Origin of the sequence: Salmonella sp. SJTUF15581, from assembly GCF_043356775.1 — a bacterium.
GTDB lineage: Bacteria > Pseudomonadota > Gammaproteobacteria > Enterobacterales > Enterobacteriaceae > Salmonella > Salmonella enterica.
On the sequence record NZ_JBEUJY010000033.1, the window covers coordinates 1 to 4,397 of the forward strand.

Genomic DNA, 4,397 nt, shown 5'->3' on the forward strand with positions numbered 1-4,397 from the left:
CTTGTTCATGAAGGGGGTGCTCAGTTGGGTTGGCGGAAAAACGGATGTTGTTAAATATGCCCGTGCCGAACGCGTGGCCGGTGATTCGAAATTCAACGGCTGGAAATTATGGAATCTGGCGCTCGAAGGGATTACCAGCTTCTCAACTTTCCCTCTCCGCATCTGGACGTATATCGGGTTAGCTGTCGCAGGTGTTGCATTCCTGTATGGTGCCTGGATAATATTCGACACTCTGGCGTTCGGTAACGCCGTGCGGGGATACCCGTCACTTCTGGTGTCGATACTGTTTCTTGGTGGCATCCAGCTAATCGGCATCGGTGTGCTCGGCGAGTATATCGGAAGAATTTACATTGAAACCAAAGCAAGACCTAAATATATTTTGAAGGGGAAGAATAGTGTTAAATAAAAGCATGGTGGCTTTATATTTGATATTCTCATTATGCGTGTTCGCGCTTTGCCTTTATATTTCCTTCAATAACCCAGTTACATCTGATGGAGCATCTTTATTTTTAGAAGCAAAAGATATGGCGGATGGAAACATTCTGCTACGAGGATGGACTCTTTCTACTGTATCGTTTTATTTCACTGAAGCGATATGGTATACGATAGTAATCAGGATTTTTGGTGACAGCATATACCTGATGTATGTGTTACCAGCCGTATTCTACACGATTACTATTATGCTGGTCTTTGCTCTGTCACATACAGATGGGAAAATGAAGTGGTCAATCGCAGCGCTAATTCCATGCGTAATCATTTCATCTCCTATGGCGTCAACCATGACACTAGGAACATGTGTACATGTAGGAACTATCATATTTGCTCTGGTGTGCTTAAATATGCTTAGGTGTGATAAACACACAATAGCTAAACTGGCATGCGTTACGACTCTCACTGTTGCATCTGTATTCAGCGACTCGATATTCAACTACTATATCACTATACCGATAGTTGTTACCTTTGTTGTGCATTTATTGATAAACAAAGACTTTAGCAAGTGGCGCTATGTATTTGCAGTTATTGTTGGTGTTGTCATAGCAAAGTTTCTTGCTTTAGTAGCGAATTATTTTGGTCTACTGAACACCCCCGGGACTCAACCTCCAGCATTTGTTAGCTACGAGAATATACCATCTAACCTCAATCTTTTCATTGTTGGTATCATCCAGTATTTCGACGCCTTCATTTTTGGGAAACAGCTTTCTGTAAGCAATGCGATGATATTCAGCAGGTTTGCAGTGATGATATTCTGGTTAGCTCTTTTAGTTGTAGCTATCAAAAAAAGGTTTAAAGCGTCGTTTGTTGATACTGCATTATCCATTTCCTCAGTATTGCTACCAGTCGCATATGTAGCAAGTAATATGCCTGTAGACCTTGACACTACAAGGTATCTGGTTTTCTCTTTTATTACTGGATCCGCTCTAATTGCACGCTATCTAAATTCACAAGCCGAGCAAAGACTCTATGCTTTTGCTTCAACCATCATACTGATTTTTATTTTCATCCCAAGCGGAAGATACGAACTACCGAATTCGAGAGTACAAGATATTAGTAAATTTGTTCGTGATAATAACCTCGGTGATGGTTACGGCACATTCTGGGTTGCGTCTGCTGTGACTCTGTTTAAAAACGGAGACGTAAGGCCAATCACGTTTACTGATGAAAACAAAGCGGTTAGGTTAAACTGGCTGTCCAATAAAGCATGGTACGGTTTTAAATCAAGATATATCGTCACAGAGTTCAAGCATGATATTGATAAGATATTAAACCAGTATGGACGGGAAGGGCATATAAAAGAGATTGATAACGCATATGTAATTTACTATGATGATGCAAGGATTGTTATAGAGTAGTCAATAAGGAGCCTGTCCATAATTCTGTGTAACTGCCACTGTATTAAAGGTGATCGCTCAGGCGGTCACCGACCTCAATAATAAAACGACTCATTGCCAGCCGCCAGTGCTGGATCGGCATACTCCACTTTTTTGAGACATCTTTGATCGCTAGATAAATAACCTTCCACACTGAGTCGTCTCCTGGGAATACCTTGCATTTATTATCTCGGCCCGGATCACACTGTTCAGTGATTCGATAGCGTTTGTGGTGTAGATCGCCTGGCGGATATCCGGCAGGTAGCTGAAGAATGTGTTCAGGTTTTCCCAGTGCGCACGCCTGCTTTTGCTGATCTGCGGGTATTTGTCGTCACACACGCCCGCGAACACATTCAGCATCATCAGTATCCGGGAAAACTGGTTGAGATCGGCTTTGGTTTTAAGGCTTTTAGCCAGTTCAGCAGCCAGCGCTTTGAGTTTATTTTCGTCCATAAATTGCCTGTCTCCGTTGTCGGAATGAACATATCAAAAACAGGCAGATACACAATTTAAATTACAGTCTCTGAGGCGGAATTATAGTTAATTACACCACTTAGGCTTGCTCCATATTACAGGCCCTAACCATATTTTTCCTTCCGCACCGTTATACAATATTTTTCCGTTTTTACTCTTTAATTCTGACTCTATTATTTTATCCGCCTTGCCATCTTTTGTGTAATATAAAACCTCACCATTAATGCAGTACCAACTTGGTCTGGACAACCATGTTCTAGGAATTACAAATTTATCATAAGAGTCTGTGAGTTCAGAGGAGTGTACTTCTGCATCAATCGAGTTTAATAGTTGCATTCTCCAGAAATCCTCTCCATAAATATATTTTATTCCAGTTAACTTTACAATTGAAATAATTTTTTTATTTATTTCTGAATTCATATTGGATTTTTTATAACTAAAAGACTCTGCTTTTGTTGTATATAGTACTGGTGCTATTGCTGACATGCATATAGCCATTGCAATAGTTAATGAATATGAATATACATTATTTTTTATATTACTTTTAAAAATTTTAAAAATGGTGGCAAATACAGAAATTTTTAGTATACAAGTTGCCCAGAAAATATGACGCCCTTCTGGGTTGAGGCATGATATAAGTAGCAGTCCTAAAACAAAACCTGTAGCTCCCAATGCACATAACAGATCTAGTCGACAAATACTAGTTTTAGTTTTTCTGCCATCAATCAAAATATGAAGAAATATTTTTAAGCCATATACAATAGTTGCAATAAATAAAAGTATATACAATAAGCCCATAAAGTAGAAAGGTGTCAATATTCCTATTGCATTACCTCCAACAGCCAAGCTAGAGGATGAAGAGTACACCAGGATTGACTTTAAAATTATAAAAAGATTGTCAATTGCTTTATCTGGAGATATTAACAAGGATGCTTGAGAATAGTCGACCTTGAGTGGGAAATGTCTGCCTAAAAGATAATCATTTGCCATCTTGCCGATAACAAAAGATACAGCTATAGATAACATTGACACAACTGAAGTTTTTGATCTGAATATAATCAATATGAATAAAATAAAAGGTGCTATAATAATCAAAGTTCTAATTGGCTGCTCTGCAGTCATTAGAATAACAGCAAGGGCAGAAATACACAAAAAACTCTTTTTGCTTTCTTGAATATATATGATGACCGGTAGGCATATCATAATAGAAAGTACTACATTCGAAAGATGCGATTCCTGACCAAGTAAAAAATCAATATCATCCATACCAAGCGGAATGAATAAGCAAGTTGATAGTAAAAGTGAAAAATATTTATTTCCACAATATTTAGAGATAATTAGATTGCAAATATAAAACCAAACGCAGATCGCTATTGCACCGCCTATTGCATAAGCCTTATATCCTGAAAAACCAATGTAGTTGGCTAAGGCTATGAATGGGCTTATTTTTAGCATAATAAGTTGGTTGCCGTAGAAAAAATCATGTGGAAGTAAAGCCCCTTCATCTCTTATGGCTGAAGCTAAAACTTGATATGCTGCTGAATCTGCGTGAAAAAAATTCGGATAAATATAAATGTGATGCACTAAGCCAATGGCAAGGCCAATAATGATTACAGATACATGCCAAAAATAATTTTTTTTAAATTCCATCATTTTATTTGACCAACTTTCTTAATGATATATTTAGGTCTTGCTTTGGTTTCAATGTAAATCCTTCCGATATACTCGCCGAGTACACCGATGCCGATTAGCTGGATGCCACCAAGAAACAGTATCGACACCAGAAGTGACGGGTATCCCCGCACGGCGTTACCGAACGCCAGAGTGTCGAATATTATCCAGGCACCATACAGGAATGCAACACCTGCGACAGCTAACCCGATATACGTCCAGATGCGGAGAGGGAAAGTTGAGAAGCTGGTAATCCCTTCGAGCGCCAGATTCCATAATTTCCAGCCGTTGAATTTCGAATCACCGGCCACGCGTTCGGCACGGGCATATTTAACAACATCCGTTTTTCCGCCAACCCAACTGAGCACCCCCTTCATGAACAAG

Annotated in this window: 2 protein-coding genes and 3 pseudogenes; 2 read left to right on the top strand and 3 right to left on the bottom strand. The window is 39.1% G+C overall.

All coding sequences use genetic code 11. The features are described from left to right. Positions 1 to 406, top strand: a pseudogene (locus ABVN36_RS24500) (glycosyltransferase); the annotation flags it as partial. After that, positions 396 to 1,850 carry a hypothetical protein gene (locus tag ABVN36_RS24505; protein ID WP_024134232.1) on the top strand — a complete coding sequence of 485 codons (1,455 nt, stop codon included), beginning with the start codon at positions 396 to 398 and terminating at the stop codon, positions 1,848 to 1,850. The pseudogene ABVN36_RS24500 and the gene ABVN36_RS24505, both read left to right, overlap by 11 nt. A gap of 43 nt (positions 1,851 to 1,893) precedes the next feature. On the opposite strand, the pseudogene ABVN36_RS24510 reads toward ABVN36_RS24505, so the two are convergent. The 3 genes and pseudogenes from ABVN36_RS24510 to ABVN36_RS24520 all read right to left on the bottom strand — a co-directional run. Further along, positions 1,894 to 2,234, bottom strand: a pseudogene (locus ABVN36_RS24510) (transposase); the annotation flags it as partial. A 174-nt stretch (positions 2,235 to 2,408) separates the two neighbouring features. Then, entirely contained in the window at positions 2,409 to 3,995 is a 1,587-nt protein-coding gene (locus ABVN36_RS24515; protein WP_079917332.1) for a hypothetical protein, read from the bottom strand. After that, positions 3,992 to 4,397 (bottom strand): annotated as a pseudogene (locus tag ABVN36_RS24520) (glycosyltransferase); the annotation flags it as partial. The gene ABVN36_RS24515 and the pseudogene ABVN36_RS24520, both read right to left, overlap by 4 nt.

Excerpts from the sequence above, each read along its gene's own strand:
- ABVN36_RS24515 (WP_079917332.1), bottom strand. The coding sequence starts at position 3,995 with ATGATGGAATTTAAAAAAAATTATTTTTGGCATGTATCTGTAATCATT.